Raw genomic sequence first — 25,592 nt, forward strand, 5'->3', positions numbered from 1 at the left:
TGCATGATTCGTACAAAAAGCGGGTGATGGAGGCTTGGCGAGTTGCGTGTGCGGCGTGTACCATCGCAACCCCACCGTCGGCACCGCACCGCACAAAAAGCATCAACGACGACCGACGGGCTGTACACTCCGTTGAGGAACACGACATCCATGTCCGACACCAAGCGCGTCACCGACGAAGAGGCCCTGCTGCTGCATTCCAGCGGCCGGCCCGGCAAGCTGGAAATCACTCCGACCAAGCCACTGACCACCCAGCGCGATCTGGCGCTGGCCTATTCGCCCGGCGTCGCCGCGCCCTGTCTGCGCATCGCCGAGGATCCTTCGCTCGCCTATGAATACACGGCCAAGGGCAACGTCGTCGCCATCATCTCCAACGGCACCGCGGTGCTGGGGCTGGGCGACCTTGGTGCCCTCGCCGGCAAGCCTGTGATGGAAGGCAAGGCGGTGCTGTTCAAGCGCTTTGCCGACGTCGACGGCATCGACCTGGAGGTCGACACCCGCGACGTGGACGAATTCGTCAACTGCGTCCGCTTCCTCGGCCCCAGCTTCGGCGGCATCAATCTGGAAGACATCAAGGCGCCCGACTGCTTCATCATCGAGGAGCGGCTGCGCGAATTGCTGGACATCCCGGTCTTCCATGACGACCAGCATGGCACCGCGATCATCGCCGCCGCCGGCCTGATCAATGCCTGCGACATCACCGGCCGGAAGATCGAAGACGTCAAGATGGTGGTGAACGGCGCCGGTGCCGCGGGCATCGCCTGCGCCGAGCTGTTCTGCACGATGGGTGTTTCACGTGAAAACATCATCCTGTGCGACACCAAGGGCGTGGTCTATCGCGGCCGTACCAACGGAATGAACCAGTGGAAGTCGTCCTTCGCCGTCGACACCGACAAGAGGACGCTGGAAGAGGCGGTGGCCGGTTCCGACGTGTTCGTCGGCCTGTCGGCCAAGGGCGCCATGACCCCGGAGATGGTGAAGTCGATGGCGGCCAAGCCGATCATCTTCGCGCTCGCCAACCCCGATCCGGAGATCACCCCGGAAGAGGTCAAGGCGGTGCGCGGCGACGCCATCGTGGCGACCGGGCGGTCGGACTATCCGAACCAGGTCAACAACGTCCTGGGTTTCCCCTACCTGTTCCGCGGCGCGCTGGACGTCCGCGCCACCACCATCAACGAGGCGATGAAGGTCGCTGCCGCCAAGGCGCTGGCGGCGCTGGCGCGCGAGGATGTGCCGGACGAGGTCGACGCCGCCTATTCCGGACGTCGACTGCGCTATGGCCCGGATTACATCATCCCGGTGCCCTTCGATCCGCGCCTGATCGTCACCGTCCCGGCCGCTGTCGCCCAGGCCGCCATGGAAAGCGGGGTGGCGCGCAAGCCGATCCTCGACCTGACCAGCTACAAGCATGCCCTGCGCACCCGCCTTGACCCGACCGCCGACAGCCTGGAACTGATCCTGGAGAAGGTGCGGACCAACCCGCGCCGCGTCGTCTTCGCCGAAGGCGAGGAGGAGCGGACGATCCGCGCCGCGATGGCCTTCCGCGCTCACGGCTATGGCACGCCGGTGCTGATCGGCCGCGAGGAGGTCATCAAGGAACAGCTGGCGGCGATGGGCCAGGGCCATGTCCAGTTCGAGATCCACAACGCCCGCCTGTCGGACGCCAACCGCCGTTACGCCGATCACCTCTATCGCCGTCTGCAGCGCAAGGGCGCCCTGCTGCGCGACTGCCAGCGGATGGTCAACCAGGACCGCAACGTTTTCGCTGCCTGCATGGTGGCGCAGGGCGACGCCCACGCCATGGTGACCGGCCTGACCCGCAGCTTCGGCGTCGCGTATGAGGAAATCCGCCGCGTCATCGATCCGAAGGCGAGCGAACCGGTGTTTGGCCTGCACCTGTCCATCACCCGCAGCCGCACCGTCTTCATCGCCGATACCACCGTCCATGTCCGTCCCGACGGCAAGACGCTGGCCGACATCGCGGTCGGCGCGGCGGCCAAGGCCCGGCAGATGGGGCACGAGCCGCGTATCGCGATGCTGTCCTTCTCCAATTTCGGCCAGACGCCGCACCCGAACACCGATCCGCTGCGGGAAGCCCTGTCGATCCTCGACAGCCGCCGGGTCGATTTCGAGTATGACGGCGAGATGTCGGCTGATGTGGCGCTGGACTACCAGCTGATGAAGCGGGTCTACCCGTTCTGCCGGCTGTCCGGTCCGGCCAATGTGCTGATCATGCCCGGCCTGCATTCGGCCAACATCTCGGCCAAGCTGCTGAACAAGATGGCCGGTGGCCAGATGATCGGCCCGCTGCTGATCGGCTTGGACAAGCCGGCGCAGATCGTCACCATGGGCGCCTCGGTCAACGACATCGTCACCGCCGCCGCCCTGGCGGCGCACGACTCGCTGCCGTGGTGAGGTGAGACGTCTCTTCTTCCGCCGCGGTGGAGGAAGGGGCGTGACCTTTTCGGCATGGGTGACCTATAGTCCATAAAGGACTTTTTGCGAGTGAGGGCTGCCCATGCCGGACGGTCTTGTCAGTGCGGCTGAAGCGAACCGCGACTTTCCGAAAATGTTGCGCGAAGTCGAAGGTGGTGCGCGCATCACCATCACCAAGGATGGCAAACCGGTCGCTGTGCTGTCGCCGGCAGACGCCTCCATGAACGTCGATCGCAACCATGCGCATCGACGGATGATGGATTTGCTGGCGCAAGGGCTTCCGCTCGACTTCCGGGGCGGTGTCGACCGTGAAGACGTGCATTCTCGATGATGCTGGCCCGATGATGTTGGCTGGTATCGACACCAACATTCTCCTCTACGCCGCCGACAGTGCCGGTGATCCGGCAAAGCATCGCTTGGCCATCACCCTTCTGGACCGTCTGGGTGCCAGCGGGCATGGGGTATTGCCGCTTCAGACTCTGACGGAGTTCTATTCGGTTGCAGTCAGGAAGTACCACGCACCTCCAGAACAAGCCTCACGCTACGTTGATGCGTGGAACGGAGTTTTCACCGTGCGTGAGGCTGTTTTCGCGGATGTAGTCGATGCCATGCGCGTACACCGTGACCATGGTGTCCAGTTTTGGGATGGCATGATTTGGTCGGTGGTCAAACGTGCTGGCGGCCGTGTCTTGTTCAGCGAGGATTTGCAGGATGGCCGCGAACTTGAAGGTGTCCGTTTCATAAACCCGCTCGCGCCGGCGAACGCTTCTGCTCTCGATGAATTCCTCTAATCCTAACAGCGTCCAAGCGGTCTTTCATTCCAGCGCCTTGTAGAAAAACGTCGTATCGCAGAACCCACCCTGCGGCCACAGGGCGAAGTTGGGGATGACGCCCACCTTCACCCAGCCGGCGCGGGTGTAGAGCCGTTCGGCCTCGGGCGAGCCGGTGTCCAGCACCAGCAGGGTCTTGCCGGCGGCGCGTCCCGCAACCTCGGCGGCCTGCATCAGGGCGGCGCCGACGCCCCGGCGGCGGGCGCGGCGGTGGACCAGCATCTTGGACAGGTCGGCACGGTGCGGCTGGTTCGGCGGCTGGGCGACCACCAGCTGGACGGTGCCGAGCACGCCGTCGCCATCCTCCGCCACCAGCAGGATGCGCTCTTCCCGCTCCACCCCGGCCGCCACGCTCCGCCAGAAGCCTTCGGCAGTGGCGCGGTCGAGCGGGGCCATGAAGCTGACCGACGCACCGCCCTCCACGCAATCCAGCAGCACGTCGGTCAGCCCGGAAATCGCGGCATGGACGTCGGCGACCGTCAGCACGCGGACCGTCACCGGGGCTGCCCCGATCTCCTGGCGGGAGTCCAGGTCGGCACCGTCCATCGCAAGCTCCTTTCAGCGTTTAATGGCGTTTAAGGCGGGACGCCCATCGGTGGTCAGAGCCACGATGTAGCGGGCGGTCCGGTCGGTCGGGTTGTGGAAACCAGTCGGCCGGTCGAGCCGCATGGCGAGGCAGTCGCCGGTGGACAGGCGGTGCGTCACTTCCCCCACCGTCAACTCGATGGTGCCGTCCAGCAGATAGACCTGCTGGTCCACACTGGCCGCGCGGTTGCCGCTGTCGTAGGAGACACGGGCGCCCGCCGGCAACTCCACCTCCACCAGTTCGATGGGCGACGGAAATCCGGGAGGCGACAGGTTGCGCCGGCGGTAGCCGGTGGCCGGATCGGCCCAGGCAATCTGGTCGGCGCGGCGAACCACCGGGCTGGCGTCCTCGCGTTCCGCCTCGGCGAACAGGGTCGCCAGCGTCACGCCGAGCCCTGCGGCGAGCCGTTCCAGCACCGACGCCGTCGGACTGCTCTCCCCCCGCTCCACCAGCGAGATCATCGAGCGGCTGACGCCTGACCGTTCGGCAAGCCCGTCCATCGTCAGGCCACGATCCGACCGCAGGGCACGCAAACGGGTGGCGAGCCGGCTGTCGATGTCATTTCCAGTGTTTTCCATGAAACTAGAATGTATGTTCAGGATACTGGAGTCAACGGTCTGCCGCACAGTCATGCCGATGAATCTTTTATGACCGCCGCGCAAGGGGTGCTGCGATGGTGTAGAAGGGCTAGAGATTGCAGTGCTCCTCCCCGTATCTCCCAGTCCGGTGCCGACCCCATGCGCCAGAAGGCGTTGCCGCCCTCCTCGCTGCTGACCGCCATCCTGCTGATGCTGGTGCCCTTGGCCATTATCCTGGCTTGGGCGGTCTATGCCGGGGCCTTGCATGGCGGGCTGGCGCTGGTGGCCGGCGTTGCGGCGCTGGCGGGGGCCGTCATGACCGTGCGCACATACCGCCGCGATGCCGACGCGGTGACCGACTATGCCGCCCGGTTGGCCGAAGCCGACGAGCCGCTGGCCCCGGCCGGGACGCCGCCCGCCCTGAAGGCGCTGGCCGCCACCATCGGCCGCCTGCACCGGGTCGGGCTGCGCCGGGCGGAAAGCGTGCGGATGCAACTGGATGCCGATGAGGCGGTGATCGACGCCCTGCCTGCGCCGCTGCTGCTGATGGATGCCGACAGGCAGGTGGTGCGCGCCAACCAGACGGCGCGGGAGCTGTTCGGCGACAAGATCGTCGATCGCGACCTCGCCTCGTCCCTGCGCACGCCTGCGGTGCTGGAGGCGGTGGATTCGGTCCTGCGCGGCGGTGCGTCCCGCATCATCGAGTTCACGCTCCCGGTCCCGGTGGAACGCAGCTTCGAGGCGCAGGTGAAGCCGTTCCAGCGCTTGGTTCCGGAACCCGATCCCTCGCTGCTGGATGGCGAGATCGAGGAGGAGCCGGCGCCGCGCCCGCCGACCGTCGCTCGCATGGCGATCCTGACCCTGCACGACGTCACCGCCGCCCGCCGGTCGGAGCAGATGCGCGCCGACTTCATCGCCAATGCCAGTCACGAGTTGCGTACGCCGCTGTCCTCCCTGCTGGGCTTCATCGAGACGCTGCGCGGACCTGCCCGCGACGATACGGAGGCGCAGGACCGCTTCCTGGCGATCATGCACGATCAGGCCAGCCGCATGACCCGTCTGGTCAACGACCTGCTGTCGCTGTCCCGCATCGAGCTGGACGAGCACATGCCACCCAACGGCCGCGTCGATGTGGTTGAGGAACTGGAGAACGTCATCGCTGCGCTTCAGCTGAAGGCGGCGGAGCGCCGCATCCGCCTGCGCCTGGAGGCGCCGGAGGATTTGCCGCCGGTCGTCGGCGACGAGGACCAGTTGACCCAGGTCTTTCAGAACCTCGTCAGCAACGCGATCAAATACACGCGCGAAGACACCAACGTGACCGTCACCGTGGCGCTGGTCGATGGCGCGGCGGTGGGCTTCACCGGCCTGCCGGCACCCGGCGGGGCGCCAAAGGACAAGCGCGCCGGGCGTGGCGGCACCGCGATGGTGTCGGTGTCGGTGCGCGATCGCGGCGACGGCATCGCCCGTACCCATCTGCCCCGCCTGACTGAGCGCTTTTACCGGGTCGATGCCGCGCGGTCGCGCGCCATGGGCGGCACCGGGCTGGGGCTGGCGATCGTCAAACACATCCTGAACCGTCACCGTGGTCGCCTGACCATCGAAAGCGAGGTCGGGGTGGGCAGCGCCTTCACGGCCTATCTGCCTGCGGTCGGAGAGGCCCTTTCCCCCTCTCCCCCCCGGGGAGAGGGCCGGGGTGAGGGGGAGACGCTCCTGGATTTTCGCGGAAGGGCCGCCGCGCTTCCCCCTCACCCTAACCCTCTCCCCGGGGGGGAGAGGGGATTTGGCGGGGTGTGAGGGGGGCGCTCTGTGACGCTGTCATGAAAGCGTCATAAAAACGTAATCAATTGGTCGCCCTGCGGGTCTATGGTCCGCGCCATTCCGATGGACCGGTCTCCGTACGATCGAAGGAGGGGCACCCATGAGCACCCGGACGCAAGTCGCCGCCGTAACGGCCCTGACCCTGTGCCTCGCCGCCGCACCCGCCTTGGCCCAGTCACGCGACCAGATCCGGGCGGTCGGCTCCTCCACCGTTTTCCCCTTCACCACCGCGGTGGCGGAGGCCTTTGGCAAGACCGGCAAGTTCAAGACCCCGGTGGTTGAATCGACCGGCACCGGCGGTGGCCTGAAGCTGTTCTGCGCCGGCGTCGGCCCGGCCCATCCCGACATCGCCAACGCCTCGCGCAGGATCAAGAAATCGGAAGTCGACCAGTGCACCGCCAACGGCGTCACCACGATGACCGAGCTGAAGATCGGCTATGACGGCATCGCGCTCGCTTCCTCCAAGAAAGCCGCCCCGGTGTCGCTGTCCACCGTCATCCTATGGAAGGCGCTGGCGAAGGAGGTGCCGGTGAACGGCGTCCTGGTCGCCAACCCCTACAAGTTGTGGTCCGACATCGACCCATCGCTGCCCAGGACGGTGATCGAGGTGCTGGGTCCGCCGCCCACGTCCGGTACGCGCGACACCTTCAATGAGCTGGCGATGCTGGAAGGCTGCAAGAAAGTCTCCGAGGTCGCCAAGGCGGTTCCCGACGAGAAGGTGCGCGAACGTGCCTGCATGACCATCCGCGAGGACGGCGCCTATGTCGAGGCCGGCGAGAACGACAACCTGATCGTCCAGAAGCTGGCATCCAACCCCAATGCCTTCGGCATCTTCGGTTACAGCTACCTCGACCAGAACCGCGACACCCTGCAATCCGCGAAGATGGACGGGGTGGAGCTGACGGCGGAGACGGTGGCCGCCGGCAAGTACGAGCTGGCCCGTCCGCTCTACATCTATGTCAAGAACGCCCATGCCGGCGTCATTCCGGGCATCCGCGAGTTCATCGGCGAATACACCTCGGAACGGGCGCTGGGCGATGACGGCTATCTGATCGACAAGGGCCTGATCGCGGAGCCGAAGGCGCTGCGCGACGCCGCTCGTGTCGAGGCGGTCAACCTGACGCCGCTCCAGTTCTGACCAACTCCCCCGCCTGAGCCACCTGCATGCAGCTGACCCTTCTTGCGCTGATCCTGGCCCTGCTCACCGTGATCGGCTTCATGATCGGCCGGTCGCGCGCGTCGTCGTCGGTCGGCGGGCGGGTGGCGGAGCTGCATTCGGTTCCCGCCTACCACGGCGTCTATGTCGCGCTGTGGGCCGGGCTGCCGGCGCTGCTGCTGTTCGTCGCCTGGACGGCGTTCGAGGGCTGGTTCGCCATGCAGCTGGTGCTGTCGGCCTTGCCGGAGTGGCTGGCCACGGGCGACGGCCAGTCGGTCGCCCTGCTGAAGGCCGACATCCTCAACCTCGCCCGCGGCATCGCCACCGGGCGCGAGCCCGATCCGTTGGTGGCCGAGGCGGCGCGCCGCTATGCCGCGCTCCGCGATCTCGCCGACTGGAGCCTGCTGGCCGTCGGCGCCAGCCTTGCCGTGGCCGGGCTGGCCTGGGGCCGCCACCGCATCGGCCCGGACCTGCGCGCCCGCCCGGTGGTGGAGCGGGTGGTGCGGGTGGCACTGGTCCTCTGCTCGCTGGTCGCCATCCTGACCACGGTCGGCATCGTGCTGTCTCTGCTGTTCGAGGCGCTGCGCTTCTTCAGCGTCGTCTCGCCGCTCGACTTCCTGTTCGGCACCCATTGGAGCCCGCAGATGGCGATGCGGGCCGATCAGGTTGGGTCCAGCGGCTCCTTCGGCGCGATCCCGCTGTTCGCCGGCACGCTTCTCATCACCGTCATCGCCATGGCGGTGGCAGTGCCGGTCGGGCTGATGGCGGCGATCTACATGTCCGAATATGCCGGGCGCGGCGTGCGCACTTGGCTGAAGCCGGCGCTGGAGATCCTGGCCGGCATCCCGACGGTGGTCTACGGCTTCTTCGCCGCGCTGACGATGGCGCCCTTCGTGCGTTCGGTCGGCGAGGCGCTGGGGCTGGATGTCAGTTCGGAATCAGCGCTGGCCGCCGGCATCGTCATGGGGGTGATGATCATTCCCTTCGTCAGCTCGCTGTCGGACGACGTCATCAACGCGGTGCCGCAGAGCTTGCGCGACGGCTCCTACGGCCTCGGCGCCACCAAGTCGGAGACGATCAGGCAGGTGGTGCTGCCGGCGGCGCTGCCCGGCATCGTCGCCGCGGTTATGCTGGCGGTCAGCCGCGCCATCGGCGAGACGATGATCGTCACCATGGCGTCGGGCCTGACCGCCAACCTGACCGCCAACCCGTTGCAGGCGGTCACCACCGTCACCACCCAGATTGCCACGCTGCTGGTCGGCGACCAGGAGTTCGACAGCCCGAAGACGCTGTCGGCCTTCGGCCTCGGCCTCGTGCTGTTCCTCGTCACGCTCTGCCTCAACATGGTCGCCCTGCGGGTGGTCCGGACCTATCGGGAAAAATATGACTGACCTCGTCGAGCGGGACGCGGCGGCCGTGACGCCCTCCCCCACCTCCTCCACCGCGCCGAAGTCGCGCCTGCGCAGCGAGGCCTTCGCCCGTCGCCTGCGCGCCCGCCATGCCGCGGAGCGCCGGTTCCGGCTGGCCGGCGCCGCCGCGGTGGCGCTGGCGGCGCTGATGCTGGTTTTGCTGCTGGGCTCCATCGTCGCCAAGGGCGCCAGTGCCTTCCTGGAGGCCCGCATCCGGCTGGAGGTGACGCTCGACCCGGCGGAGGTCGCCGACCGCAACTATGCGGCCCCGCTGCGCCGGGCGCTCTACGCCCAGTTCCCGCAGGTCACCGACCGCGCCGGCAAGCGCGTGCTGAACGACCTGCTGTCATCGGGCGCACCCTACGAGCTGGAAGCGATGCTCGCCAAGGATCCGGCGATGGCCGGGACGACGCGGACCATCTGGGTCCGCGCCGACGACCAGATCGACCAGCTGGTGAAGGGCGCCTACCGCCGCGATCTGCCGGAGAGCGAGCGCGGCCTCAGCGACTCCAAGATCGCCGCCGCCGACGCGTTGCTGGCCTCCGGTACGCTGGCGCAGGGCTTCAACACCACGCTGTTCACCGCCGGCGACAGCCGCGAACCGGAACAGGCCGGCATCGGCGGCGCCATCGCCGGCTCGCTGCTGACCCTGCTGGTGACCATGGCGCTGTCGGTGCCGACCGGCATTGCCGCCGCGGTCTATCTGGAGGAGTTCGCGCCGAAGAACCGCTGGACCGACCTGATCGAGGTGAACATCAACAACCTCGCCGCGGTGCCGTCGATCATCTTTGGTCTGCTCGGTTTGGCCGTGTTCCTGGGATTCTTCGGCATGCCGCGCTCCGCCCCGCTGGTCGGCGGGCTGGTGATGGCGCTGATGACGCTGCCGGTCATCATCATCGCGTCCCGCGTCGCGCTGAAGGCGGTGCCGCCGTCGATCCGCCAGGCGGCGCTGGGCATCGGCGCCTCGCCGCTGCAGACGGTGCTGCACCATGTGCTGCCGCTGGCGATGCCGGGCATCCTGACCGGCACCATCATCGGCATGGCCCGCGCGCTGGGCGAGACGGCGCCGCTGCTGATGATCGGCATGGTCGCCTTCATCGTCGACATCCCCCACGGGCTGACCGACAGCGCCACGGTTCTGCCGGTGCAGATCTACATGTGGGCCGACAGCCCGGAGCGCGCCTTCACCGAACGCACCTCGGCGGCGATCCTGATCCTGCTCGGCGTCCTGATCCTGCTGAACGGTGCCGCCGTGATCCTGCGCAAGATTTTCGAGAGACGGTGGTGAGCGCCATGAGTATCCAGAACCCGCTGAAGCTGCGGCCCCGCGCCGAAGACCGTCCCGGCCAGCGTTCCGGCGCCGCCCTGCCCGCCAAGATGACCGCCCGCGGGGTGACGGTGTTCTACGGCGCCAAGCAGGCGTTGAAGGGCATCAACCTCGACATCCAGGAAAACCGGGTGCTGGCGCTGATCGGCCCATCCGGCTGCGGCAAGTCGACCTTCCTGCGCTGCCTGAACCGGATGAACGACACCATCGAGGGCTGCCGGGTCGAAGGGCGGATCGCGCTCGATGGCGAGGACGTCTATGGCAAGGCGGTCGATGCGGTGCAGCTGCGCGCCCGCGTCGGCATGGTGTTCCAGAAGCCGAACCCCTTCCCCAAGTCGATCTACGACAATGTCGCCTACGGCCCGCGCATCCATGGCCTGGCTTCCGGTCGCGACGAGCTGGACGAGGTGGTGCAGACCTCGCTGAAGCGCGCCGGCCTGTGGGGCGAGGTGAAGGACCGGCTGCGCGAACCCGGCACCAGCCTGTCCGGCGGCCAGCAGCAGCGGCTGTGCATCGCCCGCGCCATCGCCGTCAGCCCCGAGGTGATCCTGATGGACGAGCCCTGCTCGGCGCTCGACCCCATCGCGACCGCCCACATCGAGGAGCTGATCGACGAGCTGCGGGCCAACTACACCATCGTCATCGTCACCCACAACATGCAGCAGGCCGCCCGCGTGTCGCAGCGCACCGCCTTCTTCCATCTGGGCGAGATGGTGGAGTGCGACGACACCGAGGACATCTTCACCAACCCGCGCGACGAGCGCACCCAGGGCTACATCACCGGCCGCTATGGCTGAGCCCTGCCTTACGTCCGTGCCCTCCCCTCCTCCTTTGTTGAAAAGGCTGTCCCATGCCGGTTAACGTCGAGACGCGCGCTGTGAACGGAGCCACCATGAATGCGGCCCTGAAGCCGCTCGTCCTGATCGTCGAGGACGAGGCCGACATCCTGACGCTGCTGAAGTACAACCTGGAAAAGGAAGGCTTCCGCGTCGCCACCGCCAGCGACGGCGAGGAGGCCCTGCTGGCCGCCGGCGAACAGACGCCGCACATCGTGCTGCTCGACTGGATGCTGCCGCTGATGAGTGGGCTGGAGGTCTGCCGCCAGTTGCGCCGCAACGCCAAGACCCGCGACATCCCGATCATCATGCTGACCGCCCGCGGCGAGGAAGGCGACCGGGTGCGCGGCCTGAATTCCGGCGCCGACGACTACATCACCAAGCCCTTCTCCCCGACCGAGCTGGTCGCCCGCATGCGCGCCGTGCTGCGCCGCGCCTCGCCCGGCATGACCGACGAGGTGCTGACCTTCGCCGACGTGACCATGGATCTGGCCGCCCACCGCGTCCGCCGCAACGGCCGCGACGTCCATTTGGGTCCGACGGAATTCCGCCTGCTGCGTCATTTCATGCAGCATCCCGGCCGGGTGTTCTCGCGTGAACAGCTGCTCGATCTGGTGTGGGGTCACGACGTGTACGTCGAGCCGCGTACGGTAGACGTCCACATCCGCCGCCTGCGCAAGGCGATGAACGAGGAGGACGAGCTGGACCTGATCCGCACCGTGCGGTCGGCCGGCTATGCGCTGGATACCAAGTCGGTGTGAGTGCGGGGTAGGATGGGGGCCGGACCACCGCAGCACTGGTGAGACTGCCCCCATGCCCCCGATGATCCTGGTCTTCACCGATTTCGGGCTTTCCGGCCCCTATACTGGCCAGATGAAGGCGGTGCTGGCGCAACAGGCACCCGCCGTTCCGGCCATCGACCTGTTCGCCGACGCTCCCGCCTTCGACCCGCAGCTTTCGGCCTATCTGCTGGCCGGCTACGCCCCGGCCTTTCCCGCAGGCAGCGTCTTTCTCTGCGTCGTCGATCCAGGTGTCGGCACCGACCGGCGGCCGGTGATGGTGGAGGCCGATGGGCGCTGGTTCGTCGGTCCCGACAACGGCCTGTTCGCTTTGGTCGCCCGCCGTGCAACGTCGCTAAACGCCTGGAAGATCGACTGGATCCCGGACCGGCTGTCCGCCAGCTTCCATGGCCGGGACCTGTTCGCTCCCGTCGCCGCCAGCCTCGCCACCGGCCGCCCGGTCGAGCGCAGCCCGCTCGATCCAGCCGCCATCGACCGACCGGACTGGCCGGACGAGCTGCAACGCATCGTCTATGTCGATATTTACGGCAACGCCATGACCGGGATACGGGCAGCCACCCTGCCCGCCGATGCGGTGCTGACCGCCGGCGGTGCCCGTGTCACCCACGCCCGTACCTTCGGCGCCGTCGGGCCGGGAGAGCCGCTGTGGTACGAGAACTCCAACGGGCTGGCGGAGATCGCCGTCAACCGTGGGCGTGCCGACCTGATGCTGGGACTGGCCGTGGGCGACCCGGTGACCGTGGAGTCCTGAGAAAAGCCGCACAAAAGAAAACCGCCCGGAAGCGGGGCTTCCGGGCGGCTGCTGCTCGATCGGATGCTTGTCCGATCAGGCGTCTCTTGTCAGATGTCTGGGGTTCAGTCGTTGTTGCGTTGGCCCATGAACTGCAGCAGGAACTGGAACAGGTTGATGAAGTCCAGGTAGAGCGTCAGGGCGCCCATCAGGGCCAGCTTGCCGGTGCTCTCGTGATCGTAGCCCTCGGCGTAGCTTTCCTTGATCGCCTGGGTGTCGTAGGCGGTCAGGCCGGTGAAGATCAGCACACCGATGGCGGAGATCGCGAAGTGCAGGGCCGGCGACTGGAAGAAGATGTTCGCCAGGCCGGCGATCACCAGGCCGATGACGCCCATCATCAGGAAGGAGCCCATCTTCGACAGGTCGGCCTTCGTGGTGTAGCCGTAGAGGCTCATCGCCAGGAAGGTCGCGGCGGTGACGAAGAAGGTCAGCGCGATCGACGCCCCGGTGAAGACCAGGAAGATGGCCGACATCGACAGGCCCATGGCGCCGCAATAGGCCCAGAAGATCATCTGCGCCGATGCGAAGGACAGGCGCTGGATGCCGAAGGACAGCACCATGACGAAGGCCAGCGGGGCCAGCATCACCACCCACTTCAGCGGCGAGCCGAAGATCGCCATCATGATGGCCGGGCTGGACGACACGAGTGCCGCGACCAGACCCGTCAGGATCAGGCCGGCGCCCATGTAGTTGTACACGCGCAGCATGTGCTGCCGCAGGCCTTCGTCGAAGTATCCCCGATCTGTCGCGCGGCCCACGGTCGCGAAGCGGTTATAGGTCGGGTCTGCCATGGTTTGGTTTCCTCGGTGGAATAGGGTGATCCCGTGCCAGGACATATTGGCGAGTCCGTCAGGCGGTTCAATAGGAATCGGCGACGCTTTTTCTGAATGAAAAAGCTTTCACGATTCGTTTTTCCTGCGGCTTCATGACACGGGCGTCACTCGTTCCGAAGCAATGGTGCCGAAGGCTGGCCCAAAGCCCGCCAAGTACCATAGAACCCGAAAGCGAGCGTGATCGCCGTGCTCAGCAAAGCGGTGGTCACGACCGCCGACGGCAGGAAGCTCCATTCCCAATGCATCAGGAACTTCAGCACCGCCCAGGCGGTCAGCGTTCCGATGATGCCGGCGATCACCGCGGTCAACAGGCCCAGCAGGCCGTATTCCAGCAGGAAGGCACGCAACACGTCGCCGCGCGTGGCGCCCAGCACCTTCAGTACCACCGCATCATAGACCCGGCGGCGGTGGCCGGCGGCGACCGCGCCGGCCAGCACCAGCGTGCCGGCGGCCAGCGTGATGCCGGCGACGATGCGCACAGCGGTGCCGATGTGGCCCAGCATCTCCGCCACCGTGTCCAGCGCGTCCTTCACCCGCACCATGGTGATGTTGGGGAAGCGTTGCAGGACGGCGCGCTGCACCTGCGTCTCGGCATCGGGCGTGGCGCGGACGGTGGCGACCCAGGTCTGCGGCGCCCCCTCCAGCGTGCCGGGGGCGAAGACCATGGTGAAGTTGATCGCCATGCTGCTGAAGTCGGCCGAGCGCACGTTGGCGACCTTGGCCTCGAAGCTGCGGCCCAGGATGTTGACGGTCATGGTGGCGCCGGGACCGATGCCGAAGGCCTCGGCGACGCTCTGGTGGATGGAGATCAGCGGCGGTCCGGCATAGTCGGTCGGCCACCAGGACCCGGCGGTGACGGTGGAATGCTTCGGCAGCGTCGCCGAATAGGTGATGCCGCGGTCGCCGGCCAGGATCCAGGCCTGCTCCGGATTGACCAGCGCCTTTTCGGCGTCCTCGCCGTTCACCCGCTCGATCCGGCCGCGCAGGCTCGGCACCGCCTCGAAGGCGCTGGCGCCGGGGACGGCGGTGACGAGGTCGCGCAGGGGATCGAACTGGTCGCGCTGGATGTCGACGAAGAAGAAGGCGGGGGCGTCCTGCGGGATCGTCTCCGACATCCGGCGGGAGAAGTTGCCCTGGATCAGCGCGATGGCGACCAGCACCGTCAGGCCGAGCCCCAGCGACAGCACCACCGCTGCCGTCGGGTTGCCCGGCCGGTGCAGGTTGGCGAGCGCCAGCCGCAGCCCCGGCCGCCGGACGCGGCCGACCCGCGCCGCTCCCCAGGTGACCAGGGCGGCGGCGGCGCGGAAAGCGATGAAGGTGGCGATGGAGCCGCCGACGAACCACAGCGCGAAGACCTTGTTGTGCGCGGTCAGCACCGCCAGCCCGGCGAGCGCCAGGGCCGACACGATCATCGCGACCGTATAGGGCGTGCGCGGCCGGCCGCCGGCCGGTGCGATCACGTCGCGGAACAGCGCGCCCGCCGGCACTTCGCGCGCCCGGCCGAGCGGCCACAGCGAGAAGGTCAGCGCCGTCAGCACACCATAGAGGGCGGCGAGTGCCAGGGCGCCGGGATAGACGCCGATATGCGCCGACACCGGCAGCACGCCGTCGAGCAGCCGGCCGAGCGCCAGCGGCGCCACGGCGCCGAGCGCCAGCCCGATGACGATGCCCAGCAGAGCCAGCGCCAGGATCTGCGCCAGATAGAGCTGGAACACCAGGGCGCCGGGGGCGCCGATGCATTTCATCATGGCGATGGTGCGGGCGCGCGAATCCAGGTGGCTGCGCACCGCGTTGCCGACCCCGACGCCGCCGACCAGCAGCGCCGTCAGCCCGACCAGCGTCAGGAACAGCGTCATGCGGTCGATGAAGCGCTCGATCTGCGGCGAGGCGTTGGTGTAGTCGCGCATCCGCCAGGGCGCGTCGGGGAAGCGGGCGCGCAACCCCTCCTGCCACGCCTTCAGGTCGGTCTCCGGCGGCAGCGCCACCTTGGCGCTCCACCAGGTGAGACTGCCGGGTTGCAGCAACCCGGTGTTCGTCAGCGACGGCAGCGCCACCAGCAGCCGCGGCCCGAGCGAGAAGGCGTTGGAGGAGGCGCGGTCAGGCTCGCGGTCCAGCACGGCGGCGACGCGGTAGACGCCTTCGCCGACATGAATGGTGTCGCCGGGCTTCACGCCCAGCCGGTCGACCAGACTGGCCTCGACCACCGCACCCCAGCGGCCGTCCTTCTGCGCCAGCGCGTCGCGCAGGTCGCCGCCCCCCTCCAGCGTCACGGCGCCGTAAAGCGGATAGACATCGTCGACCGCCTTCAGCTCGACCAGCGAGGAGCGGACATCGTCATCCGCGCGGGCCATCGCCCGCATCTCGGCGGAGGTCGACACCCGGCCGCCGGCCTTCAGCGCCGCCATCTGCTCTTCGGCCGGCGGATTGTAGAGTTGCCGCAACGCGACATCGCCGCCGAGGATGGAGCGCCCGTCGCTCGCCAGCCCGTCGAGCAGCCCGCTCGACACCGACTGCACCGCGGCGATGGCGGCGACGCCAAGGGCGAGGCAGGCGAGAAAGACCCAGAACCCTTTCAGGCCGGTGCGCAGCTCCCGCCGGGCAAGCCGGAGCGCGAGGCGGAGGTCGGTCATCGCGTGGCCCCCTTCCCCCTGCTGGTGTCCCCTCTCCCCCTCGGGGAGAGGGTTAGGGTGAGGGGGATGCATGGCGTGGATTGGGTCAGTGGCGAGCGCTCTGCGCGTCGAACAACGCCACGCCGTGCGTCCCCCTCACCCCGACCCTCTCCCCGCTTTCGGCGGACCGCAGGTCCGCCTGTCGCGTCAGCGCAAACTCCGTTTGCGCGTGAGCGGGGGGGAGAGGGAGAAACGGTCCGCATCACTTCACCCATCCCCCTCACTCCCCCGCCGCCTGGAGCTTCGCGCGCCGGGCCGCCTGCCCGTCGTCCGCGATCCGCCCATCCGCAAGCCGCACCGTCCGGTCGCAGCGTGCGGCGAGGCTCTGGTCGTGGGTGATCAGCACCAGCGTCGTGCCGCGCCGCTCGGCCAGATCGAACAGCAACTTGACGATGGTGGCACCGGTATCGATGTCGAGGTTGCCGGTCGGCTCGTCGGCCAGCAGCAGCGAGGGCTCGGTGACGAAGGCGCGGGCGAGCGCGGTGCGCTGCTGTTCGCCGCCCGACAGCTGGCCGGGATAATGGTGGATGCGGTGCCCCAGCCCGACCTGTTCCAGCCCGACGCGGGCGCGGTCGAAGGCGTCGGCGACGCGAGCGAATTCCAGCGGGATGGCGACATTCTCCAGCGCCGTCATCGTCGGCACCAGATGGAAGGCCTGGAAGACGATCCCCACATGCTGCCGGCGGAAGCGCGCCAGCCCATCCTCGTCCAGGCGCCCGAGATCCTGTCCGGCGACGCGGACGCTGCCGCCGCTGGGGCGCTCCAGCCCGGCCATCACCATCATCATGGTGGACTTGCCGGAGCCGCTGGGGCCGACGACGCCGACCCGCTCGCCGGCCGCCACCTGAAGATTCACGCCGCGCAGGATGTTGACGGGTCCGGCGCCGCTGTCCAATTTCAGGTGGATGTCGTCGAGTTCAACGATGATTTCGTTTGAAGAGCGGGCGATGGAGTTTGACGACGTTGCAGGGGACTGAGCCTTGGACATGCGACACTCGCACAAGCGGAATGGACCATCGCCATATGGCACGACCCGCCGGGCTTTCAACACGGGTGCCTTCGGCGTGGGGCTCGCCTTTCTTTTCGCCGCAGGGGCACCGATGACCGTTCCGACCCGAGCCGACGCGGCGCAGCCGGTGAAGCTGCTGGCGCTGGGCGACAGCCTGACCGCCGGCTATGGGTTGCCGGAACCGCAGGGCTTCACCCGCCAGCTGGAAAAGGCGCTGGCGGCGAAAGGCTACAGCGTCACCGTCGTCAATGCCGGCGTGTCGGGCGACACCACCGCCGGCGGCCGGGCACGGCTGGATTGGGCGCTGGCCGACAAGCCGGACGCCGCCATCGTCGAGCTGGGCGCCAACGACATGCTGCGCGGGCTCGACCCCGGTCAGGCCAGGGCCAATCTCGACGCCATCCTGAAGACGCTGAAGGAGCGCAAGGTGCCGACCCTGCTGGCCGGCATGTTCGCCTCGCCCAGCCTGGGCAAGCCCTACACCGACAGCTTCAACGCCATCTATCCGGATCTGGCGAAGAGCTACGATGTGCCGCTCTATCCCTTCTTCCTCGACGGGGTGGCGTTGCAGCAGGCGCTGATCCAGCCGGACGGGCTGCATCCCAACGCCCAGGGCGTGGCGGTGATCGTCGAGCGCATCCTGCCCTCCGTCACCGCCCTGCTCGACGGCCTCCCCAATATCAGCAAGACTACGGAAAAGACCGGAGGCTGAGCCGCCATGACCGTGACCCCCATGACCGTGACCCCCATGACCGCGACCCAGGACAGCGACACCCGCTTTACCGCCGCCTGCGCCGCCGGGGCGGAGTGGGGACCGACGGTCAAGGCCTGTCTTGACCGGCTGGGGCCGGTGGCCGGCTGCAGCCTGGGCTTCCTCTACCTGACCGACGGCCTGGCGGAGCACGCCACCAGCATCGTCACCCTGCTGCGCGGCGTCACCGGCATCCGCCATTGGGTCGGCACCGCCGGCATCGGCGTGATGGCGAACGGGGCCGTCCTGTTCGACGAGCCGGGGATGGCGATCATGGCCGCCCGTCTGCCGGAAGACAGCTTCCGCCTGTTCCCGACCCTGACCGACGGGTTGGAGCCGCTGCGCGGCAGTGCCGGCGGCTGGCTCGACAAGCATGGCGCGGCGCTGGCGCTGGTCCATGTCGATCCGCACCATGCCGACATGGCCGGGCTGGTCGCCCGTCTGTCGGAGGAGGCCGGCGTCTTCCTGGTCGGCGGCCTCACCGCCTCGCGCGGGGAGTTCCCGCAGATCGCCGCCGGGGCGGAGGATGCCGATCCGGTGACCGAGGGCGGCGTGTCGGGCGTGCTATTCGCGCCGCAGATGCCGGTCGCCACCGCCCTGACCCAGGGCTGCCGCCCGATCGGACCGACGCGCACCGTCACCGCCAGCGACGACAATGTGATCCTGGAGATCGACGGCCGGCCGGCGCTGGACGTCTTCAAGGAGGACATCGGGCCGGAGCTTGCCGCCGACCTCCGGCAGGTGGCCGGGCTGATCTGCGCCGGGTTGCCCATCGCCGGCTCCGACACCCAGGATTATCTGGTGCGCGACCTGATCGCCATCGACCCGCGCGCCGGCTGGATCTCCATCGCCGAGCGGGTGACGACCGGCCAGCCGGTGATGTTCACCCGCCGCGATCCGGAAACCGCCGCCGCCGACATGCGCCGGATGCTGGACAGCCTCAAGAAACGGGTGAAGGCGACGCCGAAGGGAGCGGTGTATGTCAGTTGCATCGCCCGCGGTCCCGGCCTGTTCGGTGCCGCCGACGCCGAGTTGTCGATGATCCGCGACACCTTCGGCGACATTCCGCTGACCGGCTTCTTCGCCTCGGGCGAGGTGTCGCACAACCGGCTCTATGGCTACACCGGCGTGCTGACGCTTTTCCTCTAAAAGATCATTTCGAATAAGGAACGTTCCGGATGCAGTATCGTCCGCTCGGCCGCACCGGCCTGTCGGTCAGCGCCATCGGCCTCGGCACCATGACCTGGGGCCGCCAGAACACCGAGGCCGAAGGCCATGCCCAGATGGACGCGGCACTCGACCGCGGCATCAATTTCTGGGACACGGCGGAGATGTACGCCATCCCGCCCACCGCCGACACCTATGGCAAGACCGAGGAGGTGATCGGCAACTGGTTCCAGTCGCGCGGCAAGCGCGACAAGGTGATCCTCGCCAGCAAGATCATCGGCCTGCCGGCCGGCGGCTTCGGCTGGGTGCGCGAGGGCAAGTCGCGGCTGGACCGCGCCAACGTCTTTGCGGCGGTCGAGGCCAGTCTGTCGCGGCTGAAGACCGACTACATCGACCTCTACCAGATCCATTGGCCCGACCGCGTCACCAACCGCTTCGGCGTCCGCACCTACAAGCACAAGCCCGAGCAGGACGGCGTGCCGATCGAGGAGACGCTGGCGGCGCTGGCCGAGCTGGTGCAGGCCGGCAAGATCCGCCATGTCGGCCTGTCGAATGAGAGCCCGTGGGGCGTGATGCGCTGGCTGCACGCCGCCGAAATCGCCGGCCTGCCGCGCGTCGCCTCGATCCAGAACGCCTACAACCTGCTGAACCGGACCTTCGAGAACGGGTTGTCGGAAGTGGCCCTGCGCGAGGATGTCGGGCTGCTGGCCTATTCGCCGCTGGGCGCCGGCACCCTGACCGGCAAGTATCTGAACGGTGCCGTGCCGCCGGGCAGCCGCCGCGCGCTCGACCACCGGCCGTCGCGCTACGCCACCGTCAATGCCGATGCCGCGACGGAGGCCTATCTGGACATCGCCCGCCGCCACGGTCTGGCGCCCAACCAGATGGCCATCGCCTTCACAGTGCAGCAACCCTTCGTCACTTCGTCGCTGATCGGCGCGACGACGATGGAAACGCTGATCTCCAACATCGACTCCATCGACCTGACCCTGTCGCCGGAGGTGATGGCGGAGATCGACGCCATGCACAACCGCATGCCGGATCCGTGTCCGTAAGCTGTTCTGCGACCCGCCCCTTTTCCGAAAGGGGGCGGGTGGTTGCAGCAACCCCGGAGGTGCCCGATGCTCCGCCTGTTCGTCGCGCTCGACCTGACGGAAGAGGTTCGCCGGCGGCTGGCCGGTCTGGCCGGCGGGGTGCCCGGCGCGCGCTGGACCGAGCCTGAAACCATGCATCTGACCCTGCGCTTCATCGGCGAGGTGCCGGACGATCAGGCGATGGACATCGACGCCGCGCTGGCGGAGCTGCGGGTGCCGGCCTTTTCCCTTACCCTCGACGGTGTCGGCGTGTTCGGTGCCGGCCGCAAGGCAAGGGTGCTGTGGGCGGGGGTGGAGCGCAGCGAGGCGCTGGCCCATCTCCAGGCCAAGGTCGAATCCGCCATCGTCCGCTGCGGCCTGCCGGCGGAGGAGCGGAAATTCTCCCCCCACGTCACGCTGGCCCGGCTGAAGGACGCGCCGGCCGACCGCATCGCCCGCTTCCTGTCCGATCGCGGCCTGTTCCGCGCCGGGCCGATGCCGGTCGATCACCTCACCCTTTACCGCAGCCATCTCGGCAATGGCGGGGCTTTGTATGAGGCGTTGGGGGAGTATCCGCTTGAGCCGATCGCGCCTTAGGCGGTGATGCTGTCCCAGGGCTCGGCTTCGGCCTGCGGCGCAGCGGCGCTGCCGCAGGAGACCACCCGGTCCTTGCCCTCCTGCTTGGCGCGGTACATGCGCTGATCGGCCAGTTCCACCAGTGACTCCCAATCGATGGGGCGATCGGCGGTCTGTTCGGCGATGCCGATGCTGGCGGTCTGCAAGGTACTGTCCGGCCGCTTGCCGAAGCCGGCGCGGCGCATCCGCTCCACCGCGATCATGGCGCCATTCACCGGTGTGTCGGGCATGACGACCAGGAACTCCTCGCCGCCCCAGCGGATCAGCGCGTCGGACTGGCGCAGCAGGCTGCGGATGGTGTTGGCGGCATGGCGCAGGACGCGGTCGCCCTCCTCATGCCCGTGGCGGTCGTTCACCGCCTTGAAGTCGTCCAGGTCGACGAAGATCACCGTCAGCGGCTGCCCGGTGCGTTCGGCATGGGCGACCTGGAGTTTCAGCAACTCCTCGCCGATGCGGCGGGAGAAGGCACCGGTCAGCGCATCGTGCGCCGCCTGTTCCAGCAGCGCGATCATGAAGTGCAGCTGGCTGATCGCCGCCAGCGTCGCCACCACCGCGATCAGCGCCAGCAGCCACAGGGCGCTGATGTAGGACGGGAACGGCATCACCAACGACCCGTAGAAGCCGGCGGCCAGATGGGCGCCCAGCATCGGTGCTGCGAACAGCGCCCCCTCCACCGCGGTCAGCGGGAAGACGCTGAGGCCCGCCACCATCACGAAGGGCAGATAGCCGTAGCCGGCGCTGACGGCGATGCGCAGGTCGTCGACGCCCTGGTTGCAGAGCAGCGGGTGTGAGACGGCGAAGAACAGGGTCGGGATCGCCAGAAGGGCAGCCAGCCGTCCCCAGGCGCAGGTCATGTCCTCGCAGGAGCGGCTGTCGAAGGCGAGCGCCAGGAAGGCGGCGCTGGCGGTCAGGCGCAGCAGGATCAGCCAGATCGCCAGCGACCATTCGAAGACGGTGACGTCGATGGCGATCCACAAGGGCGTCAGGATGCCGAAGATCAACGCCACCATGCGAACGCGCGACTGTATCATCGCGGCACGGCGACGTTGCAGGATCGGCGTGTGTCCCGCCGGCAGGATCAGGTCGGGCAGTTCGTCGCTGCGGACGAAGGCACCGAACAGCGTGGCGAGAAGCCTCTCAACCCGCATCAGGCAGCCTGCCCCCGGCAGTGGCCGGACATGTCGCCAATGGATTAGCCATCCTGGGTGATTACACGTGCATGACCGGGCCTTCAACGGCTTTCGCGTGGAAATGGCTTATGGCCCGGCGGAAAACACGGAAAGATCCCAGCGTGCGACAAAAAGTAACGGGCGGTGCGTCGCAGACGCACCGCCCGTACAGATCACCCGCGATTGTCGGCTGATCAGTCCTTCAGGTCTTCCCAAAGCTCCTTCACCTTGGCGAAGAAACCCTCCGACTGCGGGTTCGACCCTTCCTTGCCGGCACCTTCGAACTCGCGCAACAGTTCCTGCTGGCGCTTGGTCAGGTTCACCGGGGTTTCCACCACCGCCTGGATGTACATGTCGCCGCGCTGGGCGCTGCGCAGCACCGACATGCCCTTGCCCTTGATGCGGAACTGGTGGCCGGACTGGGTACCCGGCGGGACCGTCACCTTGGTGCGGCTGCCGTCGATGGTCGGCACCTCCACCGACCCGCCAAGCGCCGCCGTGGTCATCGGGATCGGCACCCGGCAGTGGATGTTGGCGCCGTCACGCTGGAAGATCGGGTGCGGAGCGATTGCCAGGAAGATGTAGAGGTCGCCGGCCGGCGCCCCGCGCAGCCCCGCTTCACCCTCGCCCGCCAGACGGATGCGGGTGCCATCCTCGACACCGGCGGGGATGTTGACCTGCAGGGTCTTTTCCTTGCGCAGACGGCCGGAGCCGCCGCAGTTCTTGCAGGCATCCTTGATGACCTTGCCGGCGCCGTGGCAGCCGGGGCAGGTCCGCTCGATGGTGAAGAAGCCCTGCTGCGCCCGCACCTTGCCGTGACCCTGGCAGGTCGGGCAGGTGATCGGCTGGGTTCCCGACGCGGCACCGGAACCGTTGCAGCTGTCGCACTGCACGGTGGTGGGGACGCGGATGGTGGTCTGGGTGCCCTTGAAGGCCTCCTCCAGCCCGATCTCCAGATTGTAGCGCAGATCCTGGCCGCGGCCGGACGCTCCGCCGCCGCCGCGGCGCCCGCCCATGAACTCGCCGAACATCTCGTCGAAGATGTCGGCGAAGCCACCGCCGCCGCCGAAGTCGAAGTTGAAGCCGCCGGCGCCCGCACCCGGTCCCGGACCACGGCCACCCTCGAAGGCGGCGTGGCCGAACCGGTCGTAGGCCGCGCGCTTCTGATCGTCCTTCAGGACGTCATACGCCTCGCTGATTTCCTTGAACTTCTGCTCGGCGTCCTTGTCACCCTGGTTGCGGTCCGGGTGGTACTGCATCGCCATCTTGCGATAAGCCTTTTTCAGCTCATCCGCGCTGGCGTTCTTCGCCACACCGAGCAGCTCGTAATAATCCTGTTTCGCCATGGGGGCCGACCGCCTTTGAGTCGTTCTGGTCCAAACTGTCCGCGTCGCGTCGGAGCCTGACCCCAGCATACCGAAGGCCCGCCGCCGGGGAAAGGCGGCGGGCCATCGATGCTCGCGTCAGGTCCGTATCAAAAAGAAGCTGGCGTCGGGTTTACGCCGACTTCTTCTTGTCGTCCTGGACCTCTTCGAAGTCGGCGTCGACGACGCCCGGCTCGTTCGGCTGGGCGCCCGGCGCCTCGCCGCCCGCAGCCGGGGCCTCGCCCTGGCCGGCCTTGTACATCGCCTCGCCCAGCTTCATCGACACCTGGGCCAGCGCTTCGGTCTTCGACTTGATGCCTTCCAAATCCTCGCTGTCCAGCACCGACTTCAGCTCGGTGACGGCAGCTTCCGCGGCGGTCTTGTCGGAGGCCGGGATCTTGTCGCCGTTCTCCTTGATGGTCCGCTCGGTGGTGTGGATCAGGGCGTCGGCGTGGTTGCGGGCGTCGACCAGCTCACGGCGCTTCTTGTCGTCGGCGGAGTGGGCCTCCGCGTCCTTCACCATCTTCTGGATGTCGGCGTCCGACAGGCCGCCCGAAGCCTGGATGCGGATCTGCTGCTCCTTGCCGGTCGCCTTGTCCTTCGCCGTAACGCTGACGATGCCGTTGGCGTCGATGTCGAAGGTCACCTCGATCTGCGGCACGCCGCGCGGGGCCGGCGGGATGCCGACCAGATCGAACTGGCCCAGCGCCTTGTTGTCGGCAGCCATCTCGCGCTCGCCCTGGAAGACGCGGATGGTGACGGCGTTCTGGTTGTCCTCGGCGGTCGAGAAGGTCTGGCTCTTCTTCGTCGGGACCGTGGTGTTGCGGTCGATCAGACGGGTGAAGACGCCGCCCAGCGTCTCGATGCCCAGCGACAGCGGGGTGACGTCGAGCAGCAGGACGTCCTTGACCTCGCCCTTCAGCACGCCGCCTTGGATGGCGGCGCCGATGGCGACCACCTCGTCCGGGTTGACGCCGCGGTGCGGCTCACGGCCGAAGAACTGCTTCACCGCGTCGATGACCTTGGGCATGCGGGTCATGCCGCCGACCAGGATCACCTCGTCGATCTCGCTGGCCTTCAGGCCGGCATCCTTCAGGGCCGCCTTGCAGGGCTCGATCGTGCGCTGCACCAGCTCGTCCACCAGGGCTTCCAGCTTGGCGCGGGTCAGCTTGATGTTCAGGTGCTTCGGACCGGTCTGGTCGGCGGTGATGAAGGGCAGGTTGACTTCGGTCTGCGTGGTGGACGACAGCTCGATCTTCGCCTTCTCCGCAGCTTCCTTCAGGCGCTGCAGCGCGAGCTTGTCCTTGCGCAGGTCGATGCCCTGCTCCTTGCTGAACTCGTCCGCGAGATATTCGATGATCCTGCTGTCGAAGTCCTCGCCGCCCAGGAAGGTGTCGCCGTTGGTCGACTTCACCTCGAACACGCCGTCGCCGATCTCCAGCACGGAGATGTCAAAGGTGCCGCCACCCAGGTCATAGACCGCGACGGTGCCGGAGCCCTTCTTCTCCATGCCGTAGGCCAGAGCGGCGGCAGTCGGCTCGTTGATGATGCGCAGCACGTCCAGGCCGGCGATCTTGCCGGCGTCCTTGGTGGCCTGGCGCTGGCTGTCGTTGAAGTAGGCCGGGACGGTGATGACCGCCTGCGTGACCTTCTCGCCCAGATAGTTCTCGGCGGTTTCCTTCATCTTGGTGAGGATGAAGGCGCTGATCTGGCTGGGGCTGTACTTCTTGCCGTGCGCCTCGACCCAGGCGTCGCCGTTGTCGCCGGAGATGATGCGGTAGGGAACCAGACCCTGGTCCTTCTTGGTCAGCGGATCGTCGAAGCGGCGGCCGATCAGACGCTTGATCGCGAAGAGGGTGTTTTCCGGATTGGTGACCGCCTGACGCTTGGCGGGCTGACCGATCAGCCGCTCGCCGCCCTGGCTGAAGGCGACCATGGACGGCGTCGTCCGCGCGCCCTCGGCGTTCTCGATCACCTTGGCGCTGCCGCCTTCCATCACGGCGACGCACGAGTTCGTGGTGCCGAGGTCGATACCAATCACTTTGCTCATGTTCAGCCTCTTTCGTTCGGCAGATGCGTGGCGGCCCGTCTGGTCCGGCACCGCCGCGATCCCCATTGGGTCGGTGAAACGTCGGTGGAGCGCTTGGGGGTCCGGTCCGCGGGGAAGCGACGCTCAAGAGCGATGCCCCCGGGTCCGACCCGTGCTGGCGGAGATATAGGCGGAGCCGTTTCGGGCTGCAACAGGGTGGCGCGCCTTTCGGCCCGCAAAAGCGGGGAAAAATCGCCGCCGCGACATCCTTTGCCACACCGGCGCCGCCACGCTGCCCCCGGCAATAGAATACTTGCGTATTCAAG

The 25,592-nt window shown here is 67.7% G+C and carries 22 protein-coding genes; 14 read left to right on the forward strand and 8 right to left on the reverse strand.

Annotated features, from left to right (window positions below; genetic code table 11):
• The first annotated feature begins 150 nt into the window (after positions 1–150).
• The 3 genes from E6C72_RS04530 (at position 151) to E6C72_RS04540 (ending at position 3,227) form a co-directional block, all read left to right on the forward strand.
• Positions 151–2,415 (forward strand): NADP-dependent malic enzyme, encoded by a 2,265-nt coding sequence (locus E6C72_RS04530; RefSeq protein ID WP_109084883.1) that lies wholly within the window; start codon positions 151–153, stop codon positions 2,413–2,415.
• A 103-nt stretch (positions 2,416–2,518) separates the two neighbouring features.
• Complete coding sequence (locus E6C72_RS04535) at positions 2,519–2,767, forward strand: type II toxin-antitoxin system Phd/YefM family antitoxin (RefSeq protein ID WP_109084882.1); 249 nt, start codon at positions 2,519–2,521, stop codon at positions 2,765–2,767.
• Positions 2,745–3,227: a PIN domain-containing protein gene (locus tag E6C72_RS04540; RefSeq protein ID WP_136700652.1), complete on the forward strand. Its 483-nt coding sequence runs from the start codon at positions 2,745–2,747 to the stop codon at positions 3,225–3,227. Before E6C72_RS04535 ends, E6C72_RS04540 begins: the two co-directional genes overlap by 23 nt.
• A 24-nt stretch (positions 3,228–3,251) precedes the next feature.
• Here E6C72_RS04540 and E6C72_RS04545 read toward each other — a convergent pair whose 3' ends face one another.
• Both E6C72_RS04545 and E6C72_RS04550 read right to left on the reverse strand, forming a co-directional pair.
• On the reverse strand, positions 3,252–3,812 hold the full coding sequence (locus E6C72_RS04545) for a GNAT family N-acetyltransferase (RefSeq protein ID WP_109084880.1): 561 nt from the start codon (positions 3,810–3,812) through the stop codon (positions 3,252–3,254).
• 12 nt (positions 3,813–3,824) lie between these two features.
• Complete coding sequence (locus E6C72_RS04550) at positions 3,825–4,430, reverse strand: helix-turn-helix domain-containing protein (protein WP_109084879.1); 606 nt, start codon at positions 4,428–4,430, stop codon at positions 3,825–3,827.
• 159 nt (positions 4,431–4,589) lie between these two features.
• On the opposite strand from E6C72_RS04550, the gene E6C72_RS04555 reads away from it, so the two are divergent.
• From E6C72_RS04555 to E6C72_RS04585, 7 genes are all read left to right on the forward strand, one after another.
• Positions 4,590–6,224 carry an ATP-binding protein gene (locus tag E6C72_RS04555; protein ID WP_109084878.1) on the forward strand — a complete coding sequence of 545 codons (1,635 nt, stop codon included), beginning with the start codon at positions 4,590–4,592 and terminating at the stop codon, positions 6,222–6,224.
• A gap of 124 nt (positions 6,225–6,348) precedes the next feature.
• Positions 6,349–7,386, forward strand: coding sequence for a PstS family phosphate ABC transporter substrate-binding protein (locus E6C72_RS04560; protein WP_109084877.1), 1,038 nt, complete (start codon positions 6,349–6,351; stop codon positions 7,384–7,386).
• Between the two features lie 26 nt (positions 7,387–7,412).
• Positions 7,413–8,795, forward strand: a complete 1,383-nt coding sequence (pstC, locus tag E6C72_RS04565; RefSeq protein WP_109084876.1) for a phosphate ABC transporter permease subunit PstC — start codon at positions 7,413–7,415, stop codon at positions 8,793–8,795.
• A complete protein-coding gene (gene pstA / locus E6C72_RS04570; RefSeq protein WP_109084875.1) occupies positions 8,788–10,101 on the forward strand; it encodes a phosphate ABC transporter permease PstA in 1,314 nt (437 codons plus the stop codon). Before pstC ends, pstA begins: the two co-directional genes overlap by 8 nt.
• 5 nt (positions 10,102–10,106) lie before the next feature.
• Entirely contained in the window at positions 10,107–10,937 is an 831-nt protein-coding gene (gene pstB / locus E6C72_RS04575; protein WP_109084874.1) for a phosphate ABC transporter ATP-binding protein PstB, read from the forward strand.
• 95 nt (positions 10,938–11,032) lie between these two features.
• Positions 11,033–11,737 (forward strand): phosphate regulon transcriptional regulator PhoB, encoded by a 705-nt coding sequence (gene phoB, locus E6C72_RS04580; protein WP_083896944.1) that lies wholly within the window; start codon positions 11,033–11,035, stop codon positions 11,735–11,737.
• A 61-nt stretch (positions 11,738–11,798) separates the two neighbouring features.
• The gene (locus E6C72_RS04585; RefSeq protein WP_109084940.1) at positions 11,799–12,527 is read left to right on the forward strand and encodes an S-adenosyl-l-methionine hydroxide adenosyltransferase family protein; all 729 of its coding nucleotides are present in this window, start codon (positions 11,799–11,801) and stop codon (positions 12,525–12,527) included.
• 104 nt (positions 12,528–12,631) lie between these two features.
• Here the strand turns inward: E6C72_RS04585 and E6C72_RS04590 are convergent, their stop codons facing one another.
• The 3 genes from E6C72_RS04590 to E6C72_RS04605 form a co-directional block, all read right to left on the reverse strand.
• A complete protein-coding gene (locus tag E6C72_RS04590) occupies positions 12,632–13,357 on the reverse strand; it encodes a Bax inhibitor-1/YccA family protein (protein ID WP_109084873.1) in 726 nt (241 codons plus the stop codon).
• A gap of 146 nt (positions 13,358–13,503) precedes the next feature.
• Complete coding sequence (locus E6C72_RS04595) at positions 13,504–16,029, reverse strand: ABC transporter permease (RefSeq protein ID WP_109084872.1); 2,526 nt, start codon at positions 16,027–16,029, stop codon at positions 13,504–13,506.
• 259 nt (positions 16,030–16,288) lie between these two features.
• Positions 16,289–17,056: an ABC transporter ATP-binding protein gene (locus tag E6C72_RS04605; RefSeq protein WP_109084871.1), complete on the reverse strand. Its 768-nt coding sequence runs from the start codon at positions 17,054–17,056 to the stop codon at positions 16,289–16,291.
• Between the two features lie 112 nt (positions 17,057–17,168).
• Between E6C72_RS04605 and E6C72_RS04610 the strand changes: the two genes are divergently transcribed.
• The 4 genes from E6C72_RS04610 (at position 17,169) to thpR (ending at position 20,665) form a co-directional block, all read left to right on the forward strand.
• The gene (locus tag E6C72_RS04610; RefSeq protein ID WP_109084870.1) at positions 17,169–17,789 is read left to right on the forward strand and encodes an arylesterase; all 621 of its coding nucleotides are present in this window, start codon (positions 17,169–17,171) and stop codon (positions 17,787–17,789) included.
• 6 nt (positions 17,790–17,795) lie between these two features.
• On the forward strand, positions 17,796–18,977 hold the full coding sequence (locus E6C72_RS04615; protein WP_247875567.1) for an FIST N-terminal domain-containing protein: 1,182 nt from the start codon (positions 17,796–17,798) through the stop codon (positions 18,975–18,977).
• Positions 18,978–19,006: 29 nt separating this feature from the next.
• The gene (locus tag E6C72_RS04620) at positions 19,007–20,050 is read left to right on the forward strand and encodes an NADP(H)-dependent aldo-keto reductase (RefSeq protein ID WP_109084869.1); all 1,044 of its coding nucleotides are present in this window, start codon (positions 19,007–19,009) and stop codon (positions 20,048–20,050) included.
• Between the two features lie 66 nt (positions 20,051–20,116).
• Positions 20,117–20,665, forward strand: a complete 549-nt coding sequence (thpR, locus tag E6C72_RS04625) for an RNA 2',3'-cyclic phosphodiesterase (RefSeq protein ID WP_109084868.1) — start codon at positions 20,117–20,119, stop codon at positions 20,663–20,665.
• Here thpR and E6C72_RS04630 read toward each other — a convergent pair.
• From E6C72_RS04630 to dnaK, 3 genes are all read right to left on the reverse strand, one after another.
• Positions 20,662–21,852 (reverse strand): GGDEF domain-containing protein, encoded by a 1,191-nt coding sequence (locus E6C72_RS04630; RefSeq protein ID WP_109084867.1) that lies wholly within the window; start codon positions 21,850–21,852, stop codon positions 20,662–20,664. The two genes, thpR and E6C72_RS04630, sit on opposite strands and share 4 nt — an antisense overlap.
• Before the next feature lie 215 nt (positions 21,853–22,067).
• Entirely contained in the window at positions 22,068–23,219 is a 1,152-nt protein-coding gene (dnaJ, locus tag E6C72_RS04635) for a molecular chaperone DnaJ (RefSeq protein WP_109084866.1), read from the reverse strand.
• A gap of 151 nt (positions 23,220–23,370) precedes the next feature.
• Positions 23,371–25,287, reverse strand: a complete 1,917-nt coding sequence (dnaK, locus tag E6C72_RS04640; protein WP_109084938.1) for a molecular chaperone DnaK — start codon at positions 25,285–25,287, stop codon at positions 23,371–23,373.
• Positions 25,288–25,592: the final 305 nt, after the last annotated feature.

It is taken from the genome of Azospirillum sp. TSH100, from assembly GCF_004923295.1.
GTDB lineage: Bacteria > Pseudomonadota > Alphaproteobacteria > Azospirillales > Azospirillaceae > Azospirillum.

Coding starts and splice junctions, on each gene's coding strand:
- E6C72_RS04530 (WP_109084883.1), top strand. CDS start 151: ATGTCCGACACCAAGCGCGTCACCGACGAAGAGGCCCTGCTGCTGCAT.
- E6C72_RS04535 (WP_109084882.1), top strand. CDS start 2,519: ATGCCGGACGGTCTTGTCAGTGCGGCTGAAGCGAACCGCGACTTTCCG.
- E6C72_RS04545 (WP_109084880.1), bottom strand. CDS start 3,812: ATGGACGGTGCCGACCTGGACTCCCGCCAGGAGATCGGGGCAGCCCCG.
- E6C72_RS04550 (WP_109084879.1), bottom strand. CDS start 4,430: ATGGAAAACACTGGAAATGACATCGACAGCCGGCTCGCCACCCGTTTG.
- E6C72_RS04555 (WP_109084878.1), top strand. CDS start 4,590: ATGCGCCAGAAGGCGTTGCCGCCCTCCTCGCTGCTGACCGCCATCCTG.
- E6C72_RS04560 (WP_109084877.1), top strand. CDS start 6,349: ATGAGCACCCGGACGCAAGTCGCCGCCGTAACGGCCCTGACCCTGTGC.
- pstC (WP_109084876.1), top strand. CDS start 7,413: ATGCAGCTGACCCTTCTTGCGCTGATCCTGGCCCTGCTCACCGTGATC.
- pstA (WP_109084875.1), top strand. CDS start 8,788: ATGACTGACCTCGTCGAGCGGGACGCGGCGGCCGTGACGCCCTCCCCC.
- pstB (WP_109084874.1), top strand. CDS start 10,107: ATGAGTATCCAGAACCCGCTGAAGCTGCGGCCCCGCGCCGAAGACCGT.
- phoB (WP_083896944.1), top strand. CDS start 11,033: ATGAATGCGGCCCTGAAGCCGCTCGTCCTGATCGTCGAGGACGAGGCC.
- E6C72_RS04585 (WP_109084940.1), top strand. CDS start 11,799: ATGATCCTGGTCTTCACCGATTTCGGGCTTTCCGGCCCCTATACTGGC.
- E6C72_RS04590 (WP_109084873.1), bottom strand. CDS start 13,357: ATGGCAGACCCGACCTATAACCGCTTCGCGACCGTGGGCCGCGCGACA.
- E6C72_RS04595 (WP_109084872.1), bottom strand. CDS start 16,029: ATGACCGACCTCCGCCTCGCGCTCCGGCTTGCCCGGCGGGAGCTGCGC.
- E6C72_RS04605 (WP_109084871.1), bottom strand. CDS start 17,056: ATGTCCAAGGCTCAGTCCCCTGCAACGTCGTCAAACTCCATCGCCCGC.
- E6C72_RS04610 (WP_109084870.1), top strand. CDS start 17,169: ATGACCGTTCCGACCCGAGCCGACGCGGCGCAGCCGGTGAAGCTGCTG.
- E6C72_RS04615 (WP_247875567.1), top strand. CDS start 17,796: ATGACCGTGACCCCCATGACCGTGACCCCCATGACCGCGACCCAGGAC.
- E6C72_RS04620 (WP_109084869.1), top strand. CDS start 19,007: ATGCAGTATCGTCCGCTCGGCCGCACCGGCCTGTCGGTCAGCGCCATC.
- thpR (WP_109084868.1), top strand. CDS start 20,117: ATGCTCCGCCTGTTCGTCGCGCTCGACCTGACGGAAGAGGTTCGCCGG.
- E6C72_RS04630 (WP_109084867.1), bottom strand. CDS start 21,852: ATGCGGGTTGAGAGGCTTCTCGCCACGCTGTTCGGTGCCTTCGTCCGC.
- dnaJ (WP_109084866.1), bottom strand. CDS start 23,219: ATGGCGAAACAGGATTATTACGAGCTGCTCGGTGTGGCGAAGAACGCC.
- dnaK (WP_109084938.1), bottom strand. CDS start 25,287: ATGAGCAAAGTGATTGGTATCGACCTCGGCACCACGAACTCGTGCGTC.